Origin of the sequence: Flavobacterium anseongense (genome assembly GCF_021608185.1) — a bacterium.
GTDB lineage: Bacteria > Bacteroidota > Bacteroidia > Flavobacteriales > Flavobacteriaceae > Flavobacterium > Flavobacterium anseongense.
Genome location: NZ_JAKIHN010000009.1, coordinates 92,926 through 110,954, shown reverse-complemented (window position 1 = coordinate 110,954; position 18,029 = coordinate 92,926). Strand labels below are relative to the sequence as shown.

The 18,029-nt window shown below is 35.4% G+C and carries 28 protein-coding genes and 1 pseudogene; 1 reads left to right on the top strand and 28 read right to left on the bottom strand.

What is annotated here, in order from left to right; genetic code table 11:
• The first annotated feature begins 135 nt into the window (after positions 1–135).
• On the top strand, positions 136–1,200 hold the full coding sequence (locus L1S35_RS11985; RefSeq protein ID WP_236400985.1) for a hypothetical protein: 1,065 nt from the start codon (positions 136–138) through the stop codon (positions 1,198–1,200).
• Between the two features lie 37 nt (positions 1,201–1,237).
• On the opposite strand, the gene carA is transcribed toward L1S35_RS11985, so the two are convergent.
• The 28 genes and pseudogenes from carA to rplW all read right to left on the bottom strand — a co-directional run bounded on the left by carA (position 1,238) and on the right by rplW (position 18,022).
• Complete coding sequence (carA, locus tag L1S35_RS11980; RefSeq protein ID WP_236400983.1) at positions 1,238–2,359, bottom strand: glutamine-hydrolyzing carbamoyl-phosphate synthase small subunit; 1,122 nt, start codon at positions 2,357–2,359, stop codon at positions 1,238–1,240.
• A gap of 89 nt (positions 2,360–2,448) precedes the next feature.
• Complete coding sequence (locus L1S35_RS11975; protein WP_236400981.1) at positions 2,449–5,103, bottom strand: FIDD domain-containing protein; 2,655 nt, start codon at positions 5,101–5,103, stop codon at positions 2,449–2,451.
• A 531-nt stretch (positions 5,104–5,634) separates the two neighbouring features.
• Positions 5,635–6,087 (bottom strand): annotated as a pseudogene (rplQ, locus tag L1S35_RS11970) (50S ribosomal protein L17); the annotation flags it as partial.
• Between the two features lie 62 nt (positions 6,088–6,149).
• A complete protein-coding gene (locus L1S35_RS11965; RefSeq protein WP_136151653.1) occupies positions 6,150–7,142 on the bottom strand; it encodes a DNA-directed RNA polymerase subunit alpha in 993 nt (330 codons plus the stop codon).
• Between the two features lie 21 nt (positions 7,143–7,163).
• Positions 7,164–7,769, bottom strand: coding sequence for a 30S ribosomal protein S4 (gene rpsD, locus L1S35_RS11960; protein WP_236400979.1), 606 nt, complete (start codon positions 7,767–7,769; stop codon positions 7,164–7,166).
• 118 nt (positions 7,770–7,887) lie between these two features.
• Complete coding sequence (gene rpsK / locus L1S35_RS11955; protein ID WP_136151651.1) at positions 7,888–8,271, bottom strand: 30S ribosomal protein S11; 384 nt, start codon at positions 8,269–8,271, stop codon at positions 7,888–7,890.
• A gap of 8 nt (positions 8,272–8,279) precedes the next feature.
• On the bottom strand, positions 8,280–8,654 hold the full coding sequence (gene rpsM / locus L1S35_RS11950) for a 30S ribosomal protein S13 (RefSeq protein ID WP_136151650.1): 375 nt from the start codon (positions 8,652–8,654) through the stop codon (positions 8,280–8,282).
• 3 nt (positions 8,655–8,657) lie between these two features.
• Positions 8,658–8,774 (bottom strand): type B 50S ribosomal protein L36, encoded by a 117-nt coding sequence (gene ykgO / locus L1S35_RS11945; protein ID WP_073361285.1) that lies wholly within the window; start codon positions 8,772–8,774, stop codon positions 8,658–8,660.
• An 11-nt stretch (positions 8,775–8,785) separates the two neighbouring features.
• Complete coding sequence (gene infA / locus L1S35_RS11940) at positions 8,786–9,001, bottom strand: translation initiation factor IF-1 (RefSeq protein WP_026714631.1); 216 nt, start codon at positions 8,999–9,001, stop codon at positions 8,786–8,788.
• 5 nt (positions 9,002–9,006) lie between these two features.
• Entirely contained in the window at positions 9,007–10,350 is a 1,344-nt protein-coding gene (gene secY / locus L1S35_RS11935) for a preprotein translocase subunit SecY (RefSeq protein ID WP_236400976.1), read from the bottom strand.
• A 10-nt stretch (positions 10,351–10,360) separates the two neighbouring features.
• Positions 10,361–10,813: a 50S ribosomal protein L15 gene (rplO, locus tag L1S35_RS11930; RefSeq protein WP_236400975.1), complete on the bottom strand. Its 453-nt coding sequence runs from the start codon at positions 10,811–10,813 to the stop codon at positions 10,361–10,363.
• A gap of 11 nt (positions 10,814–10,824) precedes the next feature.
• The gene (rpmD, locus tag L1S35_RS11925) at positions 10,825–11,007 is read right to left on the bottom strand and encodes a 50S ribosomal protein L30 (RefSeq protein ID WP_136151647.1); all 183 of its coding nucleotides are present in this window, start codon (positions 11,005–11,007) and stop codon (positions 10,825–10,827) included.
• A gap of 12 nt (positions 11,008–11,019) precedes the next feature.
• Positions 11,020–11,544 carry a 30S ribosomal protein S5 gene (gene rpsE, locus L1S35_RS11920; protein WP_121312864.1) on the bottom strand — a complete coding sequence of 175 codons (525 nt, stop codon included), beginning with the start codon at positions 11,542–11,544 and terminating at the stop codon, positions 11,020–11,022.
• Between the two features lie 3 nt (positions 11,545–11,547).
• The gene (gene rplR, locus L1S35_RS11915; protein ID WP_236400972.1) at positions 11,548–11,901 is read right to left on the bottom strand and encodes a 50S ribosomal protein L18; all 354 of its coding nucleotides are present in this window, start codon (positions 11,899–11,901) and stop codon (positions 11,548–11,550) included.
• Between the two features lie 11 nt (positions 11,902–11,912).
• Positions 11,913–12,455 (bottom strand): 50S ribosomal protein L6, encoded by a 543-nt coding sequence (rplF, locus tag L1S35_RS11910; protein ID WP_236400970.1) that lies wholly within the window; start codon positions 12,453–12,455, stop codon positions 11,913–11,915.
• Positions 12,456–12,470: 15 nt separating this feature from the next.
• Positions 12,471–12,869, bottom strand: coding sequence for a 30S ribosomal protein S8 (rpsH, locus tag L1S35_RS11905; RefSeq protein ID WP_236400968.1), 399 nt, complete (start codon positions 12,867–12,869; stop codon positions 12,471–12,473).
• A 142-nt stretch (positions 12,870–13,011) separates the two neighbouring features.
• Positions 13,012–13,281, bottom strand: coding sequence for a 30S ribosomal protein S14 (gene rpsN / locus L1S35_RS11900; RefSeq protein WP_162126306.1), 270 nt, complete (start codon positions 13,279–13,281; stop codon positions 13,012–13,014).
• 3 nt (positions 13,282–13,284) lie between these two features.
• A complete protein-coding gene (gene rplE, locus L1S35_RS11895; RefSeq protein WP_236400966.1) occupies positions 13,285–13,836 on the bottom strand; it encodes a 50S ribosomal protein L5 in 552 nt (183 codons plus the stop codon).
• A gap of 2 nt (positions 13,837–13,838) precedes the next feature.
• Entirely contained in the window at positions 13,839–14,123 is a 285-nt protein-coding gene (gene rplX, locus L1S35_RS11890) for a 50S ribosomal protein L24 (protein WP_236400964.1), read from the bottom strand.
• Between the two features lie 11 nt (positions 14,124–14,134).
• Positions 14,135–14,503 carry a 50S ribosomal protein L14 gene (gene rplN, locus L1S35_RS11885; RefSeq protein ID WP_007803649.1) on the bottom strand — a complete coding sequence of 123 codons (369 nt, stop codon included), beginning with the start codon at positions 14,501–14,503 and terminating at the stop codon, positions 14,135–14,137.
• A 2-nt stretch (positions 14,504–14,505) separates the two neighbouring features.
• Positions 14,506–14,763, bottom strand: a complete 258-nt coding sequence (gene rpsQ / locus L1S35_RS11880; protein ID WP_162128603.1) for a 30S ribosomal protein S17 — start codon at positions 14,761–14,763, stop codon at positions 14,506–14,508.
• 15 nt (positions 14,764–14,778) lie between these two features.
• On the bottom strand, positions 14,779–14,970 hold the full coding sequence (gene rpmC, locus L1S35_RS11875) for a 50S ribosomal protein L29 (RefSeq protein WP_236400962.1): 192 nt from the start codon (positions 14,968–14,970) through the stop codon (positions 14,779–14,781).
• A 15-nt stretch (positions 14,971–14,985) separates the two neighbouring features.
• Positions 14,986–15,411: a 50S ribosomal protein L16 gene (gene rplP, locus L1S35_RS11870; RefSeq protein WP_236400960.1), complete on the bottom strand. Its 426-nt coding sequence runs from the start codon at positions 15,409–15,411 to the stop codon at positions 14,986–14,988.
• A gap of 21 nt (positions 15,412–15,432) precedes the next feature.
• Positions 15,433–16,194, bottom strand: coding sequence for a 30S ribosomal protein S3 (gene rpsC / locus L1S35_RS11865; protein ID WP_136151638.1), 762 nt, complete (start codon positions 16,192–16,194; stop codon positions 15,433–15,435).
• Positions 16,195–16,199: 5 nt separating this feature from the next.
• The gene (gene rplV, locus L1S35_RS11860; RefSeq protein WP_236400958.1) at positions 16,200–16,610 is read right to left on the bottom strand and encodes a 50S ribosomal protein L22; all 411 of its coding nucleotides are present in this window, start codon (positions 16,608–16,610) and stop codon (positions 16,200–16,202) included.
• Positions 16,611–16,616: 6 nt separating this feature from the next.
• A complete protein-coding gene (gene rpsS / locus L1S35_RS11855; protein WP_007136562.1) occupies positions 16,617–16,895 on the bottom strand; it encodes a 30S ribosomal protein S19 in 279 nt (92 codons plus the stop codon).
• A gap of 6 nt (positions 16,896–16,901) precedes the next feature.
• The gene (rplB, locus tag L1S35_RS11850; protein ID WP_236400956.1) at positions 16,902–17,726 is read right to left on the bottom strand and encodes a 50S ribosomal protein L2; all 825 of its coding nucleotides are present in this window, start codon (positions 17,724–17,726) and stop codon (positions 16,902–16,904) included.
• A gap of 5 nt (positions 17,727–17,731) precedes the next feature.
• The gene (rplW, locus tag L1S35_RS11845) at positions 17,732–18,022 is read right to left on the bottom strand and encodes a 50S ribosomal protein L23 (RefSeq protein ID WP_236400954.1); all 291 of its coding nucleotides are present in this window, start codon (positions 18,020–18,022) and stop codon (positions 17,732–17,734) included.
• Positions 18,023–18,029: the final 7 nt, after the last annotated feature.

Below are 18,029 nucleotides of genomic sequence, written 5' to 3'. Positions count from 1 at the left end.
AACGCAATCGTTTTAGCTAGCAAGAATCGTTGAAATGCACTTCATAATGAGAATTATACAAGTATAAAGAGATATCATATAACATTCACCCTTCAGGTTGGGGCTAATTTTACATAAAAATAAAACACTTGCCTCATGAAAAAATCTACTCTTCAAAACAGTCCGAAAAGTAATCTACTAATTAAAGTTTGCTTCTTTATATTTGTTGGTCTAATACCGGCAATTTCAAGTTCTCAAAATTATCGTACTATCGAAGCTTATATGGATGATTTTGCTAAAAATGAATTATTTGTAAAAAAATCCCTTATGGATTATTCTGTTTCCATAGTTGAATCACAATTATATTCAAGAACGAAAGTTACGGCTGTCAGAATTATTGAAAAATTAGAAAACATTAATTCAATTCTATTGGCCAACAATAAAGGATTTGAAGGCAATACTTTATTAAGAGACAGTTTTATAAAATTAAACCAAAGAACTATTGACTGTCTAAAAAACGGTAGTCTGATTTTAAATGATTATGATTATCAAAGCACTTTAACCCTACCTGAAATAGGTGAAAACCTTGCAACTAAAGAAAGTCATCTTATTGCTTATTATCAAGAGCTTAAAAAATACGAACAAGACAAAAAGAGTTTTGCTATGTGTTATAAAATGCATTTTAAAAATAACAAGTCTAAAAATATTTTAGAGTACAATGCGTATCAAAACGTATTGTTTTATAAAATGAATGTTATGGATGAAAAACTTACCTATGTAATAAATACAAAAGATAAAAAAGGATTTTCAGATTGCTTGAACATGATTACTTTTACGCGTGATGAAGTTGTGGCGAAAACCAGCGAATATAGAAGTGAATACAAAGATACTTCCCTTAATGATGCCAATATTGAATATGCTAATTTTATAGCTGGCCAAAGAGAAAAATTGAGCGACTTATTCATTGCGTATGTAGATGAATATAATACACTTCAGGCATTAAAAAACTCAACACAGCCAGAAAACAGCGAAAGTATTGCCAAATATAATACTACTGTCAAAAGTTACAATACCAAAAAGAATTTGTTTTATGCAGTTTTTAATGATCTTCAAATTACCAAAGACAAGATGTATGACAGCTGGTTGGCTACGAATAGTACTTTCCTAAAAAACAATGGAAAATTTGATAGCCTTTATGAAACATATGCCAGCAAAGATTAATTCCGTTAAATACAGCTTAACAGTAAAAGGCGAAAAGTTATACTTCAAGTAGGCTTTTCGCCTTTTTGATATTGGTAATAAAATCATCAAAAAGATACGATGAATCGTGCGGTCCCGGACTTGCTTCAGGATGGTATTGCACTGAGAAAACATTTTTGGATTTCATACGCATACCGGCAACCGTGTTATCGTTGATGTGATAATGTGTGATTTCTAAATCAGGATGTTTCTCAAGTTCATCTCTGTTCACAGCAAATCCGTGGTTTTGCGAAGTGATTTCACCTTTTCCTGTCAGGACATTCATTACAGGATGGTTGATTCCTCTATGACCGTTAAACATCTTATATGTAGAAACTCCGTTTGCCAAACCAATAATCTGATGTCCTAAACAGATTCCGAAAACAGGTTTGTCAGAGGCAATCAGTTCTTGGGCAACACCAATTACTCCTTCTAGTGGTTCCGGATCGCCCGGACCATTTGATAAAAAGTAACCGTCAGCATTAAACGATTTTAATTCCTCAAAAGAGGCATTGTATGGAAATACTTTGATATAGCAATCTCTTTTTGCTAAGTTTCTCAGGATATTTCTTTTGATTCCTAAATCCAGTGCTGCGATTTTATAGGTTGCGTTTTCGTAACCAAAAAAATACGGTTCAGTAGTTGACACCGTTGAGGCCAGCTCTAACCCTTTCATGTCGGGAACATTTGATAATTGTTTTTTCAATTCTTCTACCGAAGTTCCATCGGTACAAATAACCGCATTTTGTGCGCCGTTGTCACGGATGTAACTCACCAAAGCTCTTGTATCAACATCTGAAATACAGATTAGGTTTTGCTTTTCGAAATAATCGTACAGGTTGCTTTCGGAATCGGGACGCGAATGGTTAAAACTGAAGTTTTTACAAACCAATCCTGAAATCATTATTCTTCCTGATTCAACTTCTTCGGGATTGACTCCGTAATTTCCAATGTGTGGATTGGTAGTTACCATAATTTGCCCGAAATAAGAAGGATCTGTGAAGATTTCCTGGTAGCCTGTCATTCCGGTGTTAAAGCAAACTTCTCCAAAAGTCTTCCCGGAAATTCCGATTGATTTACCATAAAAAATGGTTCCGTCGGCTAGTAGTAAAATGGCCTGTGGTCTTGTTGTGTGTTGCATCGTGTAGTTGTGTGTTGTAGTTTGACATTGCAAAAATACACCAAAAAAAAAGTTCTCACAATAGAGAACTTTTAGGTTATATTTTATGATTATCTGATTAAGCTAAAATGTCCATGTTTTAAAATCAGGTTATTTTCCAAATCAGTTAATGTTATCTTGTACCAATAATCATCTGCAGGAAACATCCTTTTATCACTAATTCCAGGCCAGCCATACTGATTTTCATTCATATCCATGGTATACAATAGTTTTCCAAATCTGTCAAAGATTCTAATTTCAGCATTAGAATAAAATTGTTTTGTCAAGCCTAATATTTTCCATTCATCATTGATTCCGTCATTATTTGGTGTAAAATAGGCCGGAACTGTCATCATATAAATTTCGGTAGTAATACTTTTTTCGCAATTATTCGTGTCTTTTACATAAACCCTGTGAATACCTGCTGCAACGCTCGAGAATATATGGGAGCTTCCGGAACCAAAATAATGAATTCCATCCAAGGAAAATTCATAACTACTATTTCCGCTTACTGAAACAAAAATTTTCCCGTTCTCGGCGCTAACCTCTATAAATTCCGGAGCAGTCACTTTTGTTACACTGAACTCTTTGGTTAATGAACAGCTTATTCCGTTTTCTATTTTGCTAACAGTCACAGAATAATCACCTTCTTGCATTGGTTGAAAAAATCTTTGAGTAGCAATAATACTTCCGCTTTGATTTTTCCATATCCAGGAATAATTACTATTGCCTCCGTCGAGAATTAATGGTGGCTGCACACTTGGATCACAAATAGTATATTGACTTTCTATATCCAAATCAATATTTGAATTTACAATTGCATCGAAAGGCATAATTCCAAAACAATTATGGCTGTCATCTTCAATTCGGACCCAAATTACTGTTGTTGCTGATGTATGATACCTATCCAAAGGCGAAATCTTCGTTTGTGCATCCGTCAGAGTAGCATAAAAACTTATTGTAAACTCAGCCGGCATTGCTAATTCAGTCCTTATGTCTAATTGTTTTGCTCTTAAATCAAATTTACCTTCCGAATTATTCAAAATATCATCTGAACTTTCGCAAACGTAAATGTCGCTTATTGGCAATGCATTTGCCTGATAATTTTCGAGGTAAAAATTGGTTATCGTTACACAGCCTTTGGAACTGACTATTTTTACAAAAATCTCTTCGGGATTTGAAACATTGGTATAATGAAGTGCATCCGGAATTTGATTTCTATCGTTATTAGCATCATCCAAACTGTGATAAAAAGTGTAGATAAAATCGGGATCTGGAAGGACAACATGATCTTTTATATTTTCAAGGTTAAAAACCGAGATTCCATCTGCGTCGGTATCACATTGGGTAAGTATTTGATTTGGCTCCAGCTCTGGTAACGGATAGGCTTCGACTTCTTTATACAAAGTAACCACCTGATTGTTATCCATTATTATTCTTGCTTTCACTTTATGGATTCTCGGTGTACTGAAAAGATGTGTTGGATTAAAATCTGTAGATGTCGCTCCGTCTCCAAAATCCCATTCAACAGATAATATTTGTCTGTAGGCATCCAATTCAAAAGTAAAGGCTACATCGACACAATCGTCTTTAGAAGGAATAATTCTGTTTCTCAAAAAAGAAGCTACAAATACTGGTAGTCCTTTGGTAGAAGCTGCATCTTCAAACTCGATTGATTCTGAGACAAAAGCACATTCTTCCCCTATTTTTTCGGGCTTGTTTATTACCGATACTTTCCCAAAAGGATCGCTTAAATTTCCCTGAGCAATGTATATTTTACCATTTCTTGCCAGTTGAATTGAACCCGGATTTTCCGTAGGCATCAAATAGGAATCTGCCGGATCAATTCCTCCAATATTTCTAAAAGGAAACTGCACCACATAACCATCTCCTGAATAGTAAAACATTTTAGAATCTTGAGAAAATTCAATGCCATAAGGATTGATAAACACTCCAAATGCAGGTATTGTCGGCAGTGTAAAATAGGGTTCGAAACTAATAGTTTCATTATTATAGCTATAGAAATATACTTTCCGAGCAGCACTATCAGCAAAAGCTAAATAACTACCATCAGGGGCAATTTTCATTGCGCCCAGTCTGGCTATACTCAAATTTATTGGCCTTTTTATCGGAGTTGGATTCACTCCAGTAGGCGTTACATTAAATATTCTGAATATAAATTCTCCATCAGGAATCATGACTCCGAATACCGGATCTGGTTTTGTTATGCAAATGACTCTTATGGTATCACTCTGAGGATGATGAATTGCTGCAATTCTGTTTGTCGCTTCTATTTCTGCAATCCTGACATCTTTGTTCACTGTAACATAACCAAAAGGATTTGCCTCATCAAACTTAACTTCTGTATAATATATTCCGGGTAAATAATATACCGGACTTGTGAGTACAGCTTGTCTTGTATAAAAAATGTAATACGTTGAATTATCGTTTGGTTTTGGTACAATTAACGAAGATTGAATTCCATCTATTTCTCCGGATAGGCCTTCTCCGTTTAGCATTATTTGATGGTTTTTATTCCAAACTGTCTGACCGTTGGTATAAAATAACAAATTCCCATTATTATCTGAAATACTTGAACATCCGGCTGGTGTAACCATACTTCCATTATTTCGAATTGTCACATCTCCATTGCTAAAATCAATTCCGGCATTTGCCCCAAAATACCAATTGTTTGTCTCGTTTTGTGAGAAACAAAAAACAGACATAAAAATAACCAATAGGGTTAAATTATGTTTATTAAAAAAACAAAATGATTTTTGGTTATTCATGCTGATTTACTTTACTAAATAAAGTGATAAAATATTTAATCAAAAAGGAATATAAAATTGTGCAAGTTATAAAATAATAATCCTACAATTAATGATTTGTACCATTTTAACATCTAATTATCAATATAACGACACAGGTCGATTAAAAAACCAATTCATAAATTATACACATCATAAACTAAGAATATGCAAATTGATTTACCAATAAAAAAAAAGGATAAACAAAACGTTTATCCTTTTTCCTATTTATGAAGTAGCATATTATTATGCTTCCTCTTCTTTTGATTCTTCATCAGTAGCTGGTGCTTCAGGAGCTTCGTCAGCTGGTGTCTCTTCTACTTCTGCAACTGCAGGAGTTTCTTCAACAACTTCCGGAGTTTCTACAACCTCTGTAACCGGAGTTTCAACAACTTCTTCTACAATTGGTGCAGCTTCTTCAACGATTGGAGCTACTTCTTCTACAACTGGTGCCGGAGCAACAGGAGCGGCAACTGGCGCAGCTGATTTCTTAGCACGACGTGTTCTACCTTTTTTCTCCTCTTTTTTACCTCCATTGTATAGTTCGTTAAAGTCAACTAATTCAATCATGGCCATATCAGCGTTATCTCCAAGACGGTTACCCATTTTGATGATACGAGTATATCCACCCGGACGATCACCAACTTTTGCAGCTACGTCTCTGAATAACTCAGTTACTGCATATTTGTTACGCAAGTAAGCGAAACAGATACGACGATTGTGAGTTGTATCTTCTTTTGATTTTGTTATAAGCGGCTCAACGAATTGTTTCAACGCTTTTGCTTTAGCAACAGTAGTGATGATTCGTTTGTGCTCGATTAGAGAACAACCCATATTAGCCAACATAGCTTTTCTATGTCCGGTCTGTCTGCTTAAATGATTTACTTTTTTCCCGTGTCTCATGACGTGTTTTTTTAGCCCTCATCTTGCTACAATCCTTTTTGGAGAGCAAAATATGAGGTAATTTATTCTTTATCTAATTTGTATTTACCTAAATCCATTCCGAATGTTAAATTCTTGTTGGCTACTAATTCATCTAACTCAGTTAGCGATTTTTTACCGAAGTTACGGAACTTCATTAAGTCATTTTTGTTGAAAGATACTAGATCTCCAAGTGTATCAACTTCTGCAGCTTTTAAACAATTCAGTGCTCTTACGGATAAATCCATATCAACCAATTTTGTTTTAAGCAATTGTCTCATGTGTAATGATTCTTCATCATAAGACTCAGTTTGAGCAATTTCATCAGCTTCAAGGGTTATTCTCTCATCAGAGAATAACATAAAGTGGTGAATTAAAACTTTGGCAGCTTCAGTTAGAGCATCTTTTGGATTGATTGAACCATCAGTTTTGATTTCGAAAACTAATTTTTCATAATCTGTTTTTTGCTCCACACGGAAGTTTTCAATAGCATACTTTACATTTTTTACCGGAGTAAAAATTGAGTCAGTAAATATTGTTCCGATTGCTGCGTTTTGTTTTTTGTTCTCTTCTGCAGGAACATAACCACGACCTTTCTCGATAGTTAATTCCATATTAAGATTTACTTTGCTATCTAAGTTACAGATAACCAATTCCGGATTCAACACCTGGAAACCAGAGATGAATTTTTGGAAATCACCAGCTGTAATTTGATCTTTTCCTGAGATGGAGATAGAAACTGTTTCGTTATCTACATCTTCAATCTGACGTTTGAAACGTACTTGTTTAAGATTTAGGATAATTTCAGTAACATCTTCTACAACTCCTGAAATAGTTGAAAACTCATGCTCAACACCATCAATTCTGATAGATGTAATTGCATAACCTTCTAACGCAGAAAGTAAAACTCTTCTAAGTGCATTACCAACTGTCAATCCGTATCCTGGTTCTAAAGGTCTGAATTCAAACTTACCTTCAAAATCGGTTGAATCGATCATGATAACTTTATCGGGCTTCTGAAAATTAAATATTGCCATAATTTAGACTAATGTCAATTATTATTTGTTGTACAATTCGACGATTAACTGCTCTTTAATATTTTCCGGAATTTGCAATCTTTGTGGAACAGAAACAAACGTTCCTTCTTTAGTATCGTTATTCCAGGTAATCCACTCATATACGTGAGATGAATTTGCTAATGAATTATTGATTGCTTCAACAGATTTAGATTTTTCACGAACAGCAACTTTATCACCTGGTTTTAAGTGATAGGAAGGGATGTTAACCACTTCTCCGTTCACAGTGATGTGACGGTGAGAAACGATTTGACGAGCTGCTCTTCTTGATGGAGCAATTCCCATTCTGAATACTACGTTATCTAATCTAGCTTCGCATAATTGTAAAAGGATTTCACCAGTTACACCTTTAGAAGCTGCTGCTTTTTCAAAAAGGTTTCTGAATTGTTTTTCTAAAATACCGTAAGAGTATTTAGCTTTTTGCTTTTCCATCAATTGGACAGCGTACTCAGATTTTTTACCTCTTTTTTTAGCCATCCCGTGTTGTCCAGGAGGATAATTTCTTTTTTCGAAGGCTTTGTCTTCTCCGAATATTGCTTCGCCAAATTTACGAGCAATTCTTGTACTTGGACCAGTATATCTTGCCATTTTAAATTGTTTTAAGATAGAGATTATGAATTCAGGTCGAATCCTTCGATAATCTTTATTCTATCTTGGTTATACTTATTATTTGTTTAATTAAATACTGAAATAAATTCAGTATAAATTATACTCTACGTCTTTTAGGAGGACGACATCCATTATGTGGCATTGGGGTAACGTCGATGATTTCTGTTACTTCAATTCCTGCGTTATGTATAGATCTGATAGCAGACTCACGTCCGTTACCTGGTCCTTTTACATATACTTTTACTTTTTTAAGTCCAGCTTCTAATGCAATTTTACCGCAATCTTCTGCTGCCATTTGAGCTGCATAAGGAGTATTCTTTTTAGAACCTCTGAAACCCATTTTACCAGCTGAAGACCAAGAAATAACTTCACCTTTTTTGTTAGTCAAAGAAATGATGATGTTGTTAAAGGTTGCACTAATATGAGCTTCACCTGTTGATTCAACGATAACTTTACGTTTTTTTGTTGTTGCTTTAGCCATATTACTTATTATTTAGTTGCTTTTTTCTTGTTAGCAACAGTTTTTCTTTTCCCTTTTCTTGTTCTAGAGTTGTTTTTAGTTCTTTGTCCTCTTAATGGAAGACCAGATCTGTGACGGATTCCTCTATAACATCCAATATCCATTAGACGCTTAATGTGTAATGAAACTTCTGAACGAAGTTCACCTTCAATTTTGTAGTATGATACTGCATCACGAATTGCTCCGATTTGCTCATCATTCCAATCTTGAACTTTAATGTCTTCGCTAACATTAGCTTTTGCTAATATTTCGCTTGCACGACTTTTACCAACTCCGAAGATGTAGGTTAAAGCGATAACTCCTCTTTTGTTTTTTGGGATGTCTACCCCTGCTATTCTTGCCATAACTTATCCTTGTCTTTGTTTAAATCTAGGATTCTTTTTGTTGATTACGTATAATCTTCCTTTTCTGCGAACGATGATGCACTCGGCACTACGTTTCTTTACTGATGTTCTTACTTTCATTTTGAATATCTTTAATATCTATAAGTAATTCTTGCTTTTGACAAATCGTAAGGACTCATTTCCAGTTTTACTTTGTCACCAGGTAACAATTTAATGTAATGCATACGCATTTTTCCAGAAATATGAGCAATTACAACATGTCCGTTTTCTAACTCCACACGGAACATTGCATTTGACAATGCTTCAATTATTGATCCGTCTTGTTCTATTGCTGATTGTTTTGCCATAAAAATTAAGCTACTGCTTTTCTATTTTTACCACTTTTCATCAATCCGTCATAGTGCTTATTCAACAAATAAGAATTTACTTGTTGGATAGTGTCAATTGCAACTCCCACCATAATAATAAGTGAAGTTCCACCATAGAACATTGCCCAAGATTGTTGAACACTAAGGCTTACAATAATTGCTGGGAACACAGCAATCAACGCAAGAAATAATGAACCAGGGAATGTTATTAGAGACATGATTTTATCTAAGAAATCAGCTGTTTCAACTCCAGGTTTAACACCGGGAATAAATCCACCACTTCTTTTTAAATCATCTGCCATTTTATTAGTTGGGACAGTAATTGCCGTGTAAAAGAATGTAAAAATTACAATCAACGATGCAAAAACTACGTTGTACCAAAGTCCGAACATATCACTGAATGTTCCTGCAATAGACTGAGACGTTTCAGATTTTGAAAGTCCGGCTACTGCTGCAGGGATAAACATAATTGCCTGAGCAAAGATGATTGGCATTACTCCGGCAGAATTCAGCTTTAACGGAATCCATTGTCTGTTTCCACCCATCATGTCTTGTTCGAAATCTCCGCTAGTTGTACGACGAGCGTATTGTACGGGGATTTTTCTAACAGCCATAACTAATAGGACACAAGCAATAATTACTAATAACCACACGATAACTTCGATTACTAACAACATTGGTCCACCGTTATTATTGGTAACTTTTGAAGTAAATTCTTGAAATAATGCTTGTGGTAATCTGGCAAGAATTCCTACCATAATTAATAATGAAATACCATTTCCGATTCCTTTATCTGTAATTTTTTCTCCTAACCACATAGCGAAAATAGTACCTGTAGTCAAAATTAAAACCGATGAAAATAAGAAAGAGAACGAATCAAATCCTAAAAGGAATGCGCTACTAGGTAAAGTTCTGTATAAGTTATAGATATAACCCGGACCTTGAACCAATGTAATAGCGATGGTTAACCATCTGGTAATTTGATTTAATTTCTTTCTGCCACTTTCCCCATCTTTTTGCAGTTTTTGCAAATATGGAATGGCAATACCCATTAACTGAACAACAATTGAAGCAGAAATGTATGGCATGATACCCAACGCAAATACTGATGCTTTTGAGAAAGCTCCACCAGTAAACATATCCAATATTGATCCAATACCGTTATCTGTTTGACCAGCTAATTTATCTAATTGTAATGCATCAATACCCGGAAGCGTAACGTGCGCACCAAATCTGTAAACTAAAAGCAACATAAGAGTTAAGACAATTCTGTTCTTTAGTTCTTCTATTTTCCAAACATTTATAAATGATTCAAAAAATTTCTTCATTGTTCTATAATTATAAGGTTACAGCTTCACCACCAGCAGCTTCGATAGCAGCTTTTGCAGTAGCAGTAAATTTATGAGCTGTTACTTTTAATTTTGCTTTTAATTCACCTCTTCCAAGAATTTTTACAGACTCGGTTTTAGTAGCCAAACGGTTTTCTACAAACACTGTAAAATCTACAGTATCGGTAACAATTCCATTATCTACTAACAATTGAAGTGTATCAAGATTTACACCTTGGTATTCTTTACGATTGATGTTTGTAAAACCAAACTTAGGCACACGTCTTTGAAGTGGCATCTGACCTCCTTCAAAACCAATCTTTTTAGAATAACCAGAACGAGACTTAGCTCCTTTGTGACCACGTGCAGCGGTACCACCTTTTCCAGAACCTTCTCCTCTACCTAATCTTTTATTTTGATTGTGTGTAGAACCTTCAGCAGGTTGTAAGTTACTTAAATTCATAACTGTATTTGTTATTTAACTTCCTCAACGGAAACTAAGTGTTTAACTTTATTTATCATTCCAAGGATAGCAGGATTTGAATCATGCTCCACAGTTTGTCCCATTTTACGAAGACCTAAAGCCTCTAATCCTCTTTTTTGTGTAAGTGGACAATTGATTTTGCTTCTAACTTGTTTTACTAATAATTTAGCCATAATTTCCTTGAATTAACCTTTAAAAACTTTTTCTAAAGAAATACCTCTCTGTTTTGCGACAGTAACAGCACTTCTCATTTGTAATAAAGCATCAAAAGTTGCTTTTACCACGTTGTGAGGGTTTGATGAACCTTGTGATTTTGATAATACATCATGAATACCAACTGACTCAAGAACTGAACGAACAGCTCCACCTGCAATTACTCCGGTACCATGAGATGCCGGCATCAAAAATACTGCAGCTCCACCAAATTTTCCTTTTTGTTCGTGAGGAACTGATTGTCCGCTCAAAGGAATTCTAACTAAGTTTTTCTTTGCATCTTCTACTGCTTTTGCAATAGCTTCAGAAACATCTTTAGATTTTCCTAATCCGTGACCAACTACCCCGTTTTCATCACCTACAACAACAATTGCAGAAAAACCAAATGCTCTTCCTCCTTTTGTTACTTTGGTAACACGATTTACACTTACCAGACGATCTTTTAATTCAAGACCACTAGGTTTTACTAATTCTACATTTTTGTATTTAGACATAATATATTAGAATTTAAGCCCAGCCGCTCTTGCGCCTTCTGCTAATGATTTAATACGACCGTGATATAAATAACCTCCTCTATCGAAAGTTACTTCTGTGATTCCAGCTTTCAAAGCTTTTTCAGCAACAAGTTTTCCAACTTCTGTTGCCACTTCCATGCTTGTACCTTTAATATTTACTCCTTTATCTTTTGATGAAGCAGCCAATAAAGTAACTCCATTCACATCATCAATTAGTTGTGTATAGATTTCTTTATTACTTCTGAATACAGATAATCTTGGTCTTGCAGCCGTTCCGCTTACAATCTTTCTGATTCTGTATTGTATCCTTTGTCTTCTTTCAGATTTTGTTAATGACATAACGCTATTTTTTAAGCTGATTTACCTGCTTTTCTTCTTAATACTTCACCAACAAACTTAACTCCTTTACCTTTGTAAGGCTCTGGTTTACGGAAACCTCTGATTTTCGCAGCGATTTGACCTACTAATTGTTTGTCGAAAGATGTTAACTTCACGATTGGGTTTTTACCTTTCTCAGAGATTGTTTCTAGTTTTACTTCAGGAGCAACTTCTAAAACGATGTTATGAGAAAAACCTAGAGCTAAATCTAATTTTTGACCTTGATTCGAAGCTCTGTAACCAACTCCAACCAATTCTAATTCTTTAGTAAAACCTTCAGATACACCAACAACCATATTACTGATTAATGATCTGTATAATCCGTGTTTTGCTCTGTGATCTTTACTATCAGATGGTCTTTCAACTGTTAATTGACCTTCTTCAACTTTTACAGTTACGTCTGCGTAATCCTGCGTAAGTTGACCTAATTTTCCTTTAACTGTAATTACTGTTTCACTAACTTCAACAGTAACACCAGCAGGAATCGAAATTGGATTTTTACCTATTCTTGACATGTTTTCTGTTTTTAATTAGTATACGTAACAAATTACTTCTCCACCAACATTTAATTGCTTAGCTTGTTTCCCGGTCATTAAACCTTTTGAAGTTGAAACAATAGCAATTCCTAAACCGTTAAGGATTCTAGGTAATTTTGAAGCACCTGCGTACTTACGTAAACCTGGTTTACTAATTCTTTGGATATCTTTAATTACAGAGTCTTTAGTATCTTTATCATACTTAAGAGCGATTTTGATGGTACCTTGAACAGTACTGTCATCAAACTTGTAACTTAAAATATACCCTTGATCGAATAAAATTTTTGTGATTTCTTTTTTAAGGTTAGATGCCGGAATCTCAACCACTTTGTGGTTTGCCATCACTGCATTTCTAACTCTCGTAAGATAATCCGCAATAGGATCTGTATACATATTTATTAAATTGCGGCAACGGTTTTCAAATAGAACTATTCTACTGAACCTGAAGCCATTAAACTCTAATTTAAAGCAGATAATTGCACGGTTCCCGGCAAAAATCCGGCAAATGTACAATTATCTGCTGAAATACCAACTATTACCAGCTGGCTTTTTTCACTCCTGGGATCAATCCTTGGTTGGCCATCTCACGGAATGTAACACGTGAAATACCGAATTGACGCATATAACCTCTTGGTCTTCCAGTTAATTTGCAACGATTGTGCATACGAACCGGTGAAGCATTTTTTGGTAATTTTTGTAACCCTTCGTAATCTCCAGCTTCTAATAAAGCTTTTCTTTTCTCAGCGTATTTAGCTACCGTTTTTTCTCTCTTAACCTCACGGGCTTTCATTGATTCTTTAGCCATGTCTTAATTCTTTTTAAAAGGTAAACCTAATTCTGCTAATAATGATTTTGCTTCTTTATCTGTGTTGGCAGAAGTTACAAACGTAATATCCAAACCTGAGATTTTGTTTACTTTGTCAATATCAATTTCAGGGAAAATGATTTGCTCGGTAACACCAAGGTTGTAATTACCTCTTCCGTCAAAACCAGTAGCTTTGATACCGTTAAAATCTCTAACACGTGGCAAAGATGATGTAATAAGTCTATCTAAAAACTCATACATTTTCTCTCCTCTAAGAGTTACTTTTGCTCCAATCGGCATACCTTTTCTCAATTTGAAAGACGCAACGTCTTTTTTAGAGATTGTAGATACTGCTTTTTGTCCAGTAACTTTTGTTAACTCATCAACTGCATAGTCAACAAGTTTTTTATCAGATACTGCTGCTCCAACTCCACGGCTTAAAACGATTTTCTCCAATTTAGGAACCTGCATTACGTTTTTATAACCGAATTCTTCCTTAAGGGCAGCAATTACTCTGTCCTTATATTCTTGCTTAAGTCTTGGAATATATGCCATAACTATGCTTTATTAGCTTTTTTTGAATCTTTTTTTGCTCCGCCTTTAGCTGTATCAGCACCGCTTACCAAAGAAAGGTTTGAGATGTGGATAGGAGCTTCTTTCTTAACGATTCCGCCTTGTGGGTTTTTAGCACTTGGTTTCGTGTGTTTCGACACCATGTTTATACCTTCAACGATCGCTTTATTTTTCTCTCTGTAAACACGGGTAATTTTACCTGTTAACCCTTTATGGTCTCCTGCGATAACTTTTACCGTATCTCCTGATTTTACTTTTAACTTTATCATCTTACTAATAATTAAAGCACTTCAGGTGCTAATGATACAATTTTCATGAATTGTTTTTCACGCAATTCTCTTGCTACCGGACCAAAAACACGAGTTCCTCTCATTTCTCCTGCAGCATTCAAAAGAACACATGCATTGTCATCGAAACGGATATAAGAACCATCAGCTCTTCTCACTTCTTTTTTGGTACGTACAACAACTGCAGTTGACACAGCACCTTTTTTCACGTTTCCGTTTGGTGTTGCATCTTTAATTGAAACTACAATTTTATCTCCAACAGAGGCATAACGACGTTTCGTTCCTCCTAAAACACGGATAGTCAAAACTTCTTTTGCTCCTGTGTTATCTGCTACTTTTAATCTCGATTCCTGTTGTACCATAATTACTTAGCTCTTTCAATGATTTCAACTAATCTCCAACATTTAGTTTTTGATAAAGGTCTTGTTTCCATGATCTTTACTGTATCACCAATGTTACAGTCATTTGTTTCGTCGTGTGCATGAAACTTTTTAGTTTTCAATACGAACTTACCATATAATGGGTGTTTTACTCTTGTTACTTGTGCTACAACAATAGATTTATCCATTTTGTTAGACGTAACAACACCAATTCTTTCTTTTCTTAAATTTCTTTTTTCCATCTTTTGCTAGTACAATTATTGTAACTCTCTTTTAGTTAGTTCAGTTGCTACTCTAGCAACCGCTCTTCTAGCACTTCTAATTTGAAGTGGATTGGCAATAGGAGAAATAGCGTGTGCATTTCTTAGATCTGAATACGCTTTTCTTAATTGACTAAGTTTTTCTTGTAACTCAGCTACAGATAGTTTTGTAATTTCTGATTGTTTCATAATTTCTTTAATATATTATGCTTCGAAATCTCTAGCAACGACAAACTTAGTTTTTACCGGAAGTTTTTGTGCAGCAAGACGTAACGCCTCTTTTGCAACAGAAAGTGGCACGCCACCAACTTCAAACATGATTCTTCCTGGTTTTACAACAGCAGCCCAATATTCGACTGCTCCTTTACCTTTACCCATACGTACCTCAAGAGGTTTCTTTGTGATAGGTTTATCCGGGAAGATGTTGATCCATAATTGACCTTCTCTTTTCATGTAACGGGTTGCAGCGATACGCGCAGCCTCGATTTGACGAGAAGTTAAAAACATTCCTGTTTCGTGTACAGATTTGATCCCGAACATTCCACTTGAAAGTTCATGCCCTCTTTGAGCATTTCCTTTCATCTTACCCTTTTGTACCTTACGGTATTTTGTTCTTTTAGGCTGTAACATTTTTCTTTACTTTTTAAAAAATTACTTTCTCTTACGGTCTCCCGCAGGTTTTCTGTCCTTATTGAAAGGCTTTCTGTCACCTCTAGGAGAATCTCCTTTTCCACCACCTTGACCAGCTTGTTTTTTGTCCATGCCTACAAGTGGAGAAAGATCTCTTTTCCCATAAACTTCACCTTTCATGATCCATACTTTGATACCCATTCTACCATAAGTAGTATGTGCTTCAGCCAAAGCATAATCAATATCGGCTCTGAAAGTTGATAGAGGAATTCTACCTTCTTTGAATTGCTCAGAACGTGCCATTTCAGCTCCGTTCAAACGACCAGAGATTAAAACTTTGATCCCTTCAGCATTCATACGCATTGCAGCCGCAATTGCCATCTTGATAGCTCTTCTGTAAGAGATTCTGCTTTCAATCTGACGCGCGATAGAAGTACCTACTAAGTAAGCATCTAATTCAGGTCTTTTAATTTCAAAGATGTTGATTTGAACCTCTTTGTCAGTAACTTTCTTAAGTTCTTCTTTTAACTTGTCTACCTCTTGACCACCTTTTCCGATAATGATACCAGGTCTAGCAGTAGTGATAGTAACGGTTACAAGTTTCAAAGTTCTCTCGATGATTACTTTTGATACACTAGCTTTTGATAAACGAGCATGGATATACTTTCTGATTTTGTAATCTTCAGCGATTTTATCACCGTAATCATTTCCACCATACCAGTTTGAATCCCATCCTCTGATGATACCAAGTCTGTTTCCTATTGGATTTGTCTTTTGTCCCATCTTAATTAATTGCTTTGTGTGTTATCTAATTGTCCTAATACGATTGTAACGTGGTTAGAACGTTTTCTAATTCTGTGTGCTCTTCCCTGTGGAGCCGGACGAAGTCTTTTCAACATCATTCCACCATCTACAGTGATTGTTTTTACAAATAAGCCTGCTTCAGCTACATTAGCTTCACTATTTTTTTGCTCCCAATTGTTGATTGCAGATAATAATAGTTTTTCTAATTTTCTTGAAGCTTCTTTAGTGCTGAATCTTAAAATATTCAACGCTTTCTCAACTTTCTGACCTCTTACCAAGTCTGCTACTAAGCGCATTTTTCTAGGTGAAGTAGGGCAGTTATTCAATTTCGCGAAAGCAATAGACTTATTAGCCTCTTTTCTCGCATCTGCTGTTTCTCTTTTACGAACTCCCATTGCTTCTTATTTTTTACCTTTATTTTTTGCTCCAGCGTGACCTCTAAAAGATCTTGTTGGTGAAAACTCTCCTAATTTGTGTCCTACCATGTTCTCAGTTACATAAACCGGAACGAATTGGCGACCATTGTGAACTGCGATAGTTTGTCCAACGAAATCTGGAGTAATCATAGAAGCTCTAGACCAAGTCTTAACAACTCCTTTATTTCCACCAGCAATATTTTCCTGAACTTTTTTATCTAATTTATAGTGTACAAAAGGTCCTTTTTTTAATGAACGTGCCATGTCTTATTATTTCTTTCTGCGTTCTACAATATACTTGTTGCTCGGGTTAACTTTAGAACGAGTTCTATAACCTTTAGCTGGTAAACCTTTTCTAGAACGTGGATGACCTCCAGATGAACGTCCTTCACCACCACCCATTGGGTGATCAACAGGGTTCATAGCTACTGGTCTTGTTCTTGGTCTTCTACCTAACCATCTTGTTCTACCTGCTTTACCAGACACGATCAATTGGTGATCAGAGTTAGAAACTGCTCCGATTGTTGCTGAACAAGTCAACAAGATTAATCTTGTTTCACCTGATGGCATTTTAATAGTAGCATATTTCCCGTCTCTTGCCATTAACTGAGCAAATGTTCCGGCCGAACGAGCGATAACAGCTCCTTGACCCGGACGCAATTCGATACAAGAAATCACAGTTCCCAATGGAATTTTGCTTAATGGCAAAGTATTCCCAATTTCAGGAGCTGCATCTTCTCCAGACACAACAGTTTGTCCTACTTGTAGACCATTTTGAGCAACGATATACGTTTTCTCTCCATCTGCATACCACAATAATGCGATAAAAGCAGTTCTGTTTGGATCATACTCGATTGATTTCACTGTAGCAGGAATTCCAGCTTTAGTTCTTTTGAAATCAATCATACGATACCTTTGTTTGTGACCACCGCCTGTATAACGCATGGTCATTTTTCCTTGACTATTTCTACCTCCTGAGTTTTTTATCGGTGCTAACAAAGAGCGCTCCGGCTTATCAGTCGTGATGGCGTCAAAACCATTCACAACTCTAAAACGCTGACCAGGGGTAATAGGTTTTAATTTTCTAACTGACATTGTTATTAGATATTATTATAAAAATCTATTGTTTCTCCTTCTTTTACTTGTACAACTGCTTTTTTGTAAGCATTTGTTTTTCCGCTAATCAAACCACTTTTTGTGTATTTAGTAGTTCTATCAGCTCTATAGTTCATCGTGTTTACAGTAACAACAGAAATTCCATAAGCAGCTTCTACAGCTTTCTTAATTTGAACTTTGTTTGCTTTTTTGTCAACAACAAAACCAAAACGATTGAAAACCTCACCTTCTTTGGTAATTTTTTCTGTTATGATAGGTTTAATTATGATACTCATGACTCTG

Excerpts from the sequence above, each read along its gene's own strand:
- L1S35_RS11985 (WP_236400985.1), top strand. The coding sequence starts at position 136 with ATGAAAAAATCTACTCTTCAAAACAGTCCGAAAAGTAATCTACTAATT.
- carA (WP_236400983.1), bottom strand. The coding sequence starts at position 2,359 with ATGCAACACACAACAAGACCACAGGCCATTTTACTACTAGCCGACGGA.
- L1S35_RS11975 (WP_236400981.1), bottom strand. The coding sequence starts at position 5,103 with ATGTCTGTTTTTTGTTTCTCACAAAACGAGACAAACAATTGGTATTTT.
- L1S35_RS11965 (WP_136151653.1), bottom strand. The coding sequence starts at position 7,142 with ATGGCAATATTTAATTTTCAGAAGCCCGATAAAGTTATCATGATCGAT.
- rpsD (WP_236400979.1), bottom strand. The coding sequence starts at position 7,769 with ATGGCAAGATATACTGGTCCAAGTACAAGAATTGCTCGTAAATTTGGC.
- rpsK (WP_136151651.1), bottom strand. The coding sequence starts at position 8,271 with ATGGCTAAAGCAACAACAAAAAAACGTAAAGTTATCGTTGAATCAACA.
- rpsM (WP_136151650.1), bottom strand. The coding sequence starts at position 8,654 with ATGGCAAGAATAGCAGGGGTAGACATCCCAAAAAACAAAAGAGGAGTT.
- ykgO (WP_073361285.1), bottom strand. The coding sequence starts at position 8,774 with ATGAAAGTAAGAACATCAGTAAAGAAACGTAGTGCCGAGTGCATCATC.
- infA (WP_026714631.1), bottom strand. The coding sequence starts at position 9,001 with ATGGCAAAACAATCAGCAATAGAACAAGACGGATCAATAATTGAAGCA.
- secY (WP_236400976.1), bottom strand. The coding sequence starts at position 10,350 with ATGAAGAAATTTTTTGAATCATTTATAAATGTTTGGAAAATAGAAGAA.
- rplO (WP_236400975.1), bottom strand. The coding sequence starts at position 10,813 with ATGAATTTAAGTAACTTACAACCTGCTGAAGGTTCTACACACAATCAA.
- rpmD (WP_136151647.1), bottom strand. The coding sequence starts at position 11,007 with ATGGCTAAATTATTAGTAAAACAAGTTAGAAGCAAAATCAATTGTCCA.
- rplR (WP_236400972.1), bottom strand. The coding sequence starts at position 11,901 with ATGTCATTAACAAAATCTGAAAGAAGACAAAGGATACAATACAGAATC.
- rplF (WP_236400970.1), bottom strand. The coding sequence starts at position 12,455 with ATGTCAAGAATAGGTAAAAATCCAATTTCGATTCCTGCTGGTGTTACT.
- rpsH (WP_236400968.1), bottom strand. The coding sequence starts at position 12,869 with ATGTATACAGATCCTATTGCGGATTATCTTACGAGAGTTAGAAATGCA.
- rpsN (WP_162126306.1), bottom strand. The coding sequence starts at position 13,281 with ATGGCTAAAGAATCAATGAAAGCCCGTGAGGTTAAGAGAGAAAAAACG.
- rplE (WP_236400966.1), bottom strand. The coding sequence starts at position 13,836 with ATGGCATATATTCCAAGACTTAAGCAAGAATATAAGGACAGAGTAATT.
- rplX (WP_236400964.1), bottom strand. The coding sequence starts at position 14,123 with ATGATAAAGTTAAAAGTAAAATCAGGAGATACGGTAAAAGTTATCGCA.
- rplN (WP_007803649.1), bottom strand. The coding sequence starts at position 14,503 with ATGGTACAACAGGAATCGAGATTAAAAGTAGCAGATAACACAGGAGCA.
- rpsQ (WP_162128603.1), bottom strand. The coding sequence starts at position 14,763 with ATGGAAAAAAGAAATTTAAGAAAAGAAAGAATTGGTGTTGTTACGTCT.
- rpmC (WP_236400962.1), bottom strand. The coding sequence starts at position 14,970 with ATGAAACAATCAGAAATTACAAAACTATCTGTAGCTGAGTTACAAGAA.
- rplP (WP_236400960.1), bottom strand. The coding sequence starts at position 15,411 with ATGTTACAGCCTAAAAGAACAAAATACCGTAAGGTACAAAAGGGTAAG.
- rpsC (WP_136151638.1), bottom strand. The coding sequence starts at position 16,194 with ATGGGACAAAAGACAAATCCAATAGGAAACAGACTTGGTATCATCAGA.
- rplV (WP_236400958.1), bottom strand. The coding sequence starts at position 16,610 with ATGGGAGTTCGTAAAAGAGAAACAGCAGATGCGAGAAAAGAGGCTAAT.
- rpsS (WP_007136562.1), bottom strand. The coding sequence starts at position 16,895 with ATGGCACGTTCATTAAAAAAAGGACCTTTTGTACACTATAAATTAGAT.
- rplB (WP_236400956.1), bottom strand. The coding sequence starts at position 17,726 with ATGTCAGTTAGAAAATTAAAACCTATTACCCCTGGTCAGCGTTTTAGA.
- rplW (WP_236400954.1), bottom strand. The coding sequence starts at position 18,022 with ATGAGTATCATAATTAAACCTATCATAACAGAAAAAATTACCAAAGAA.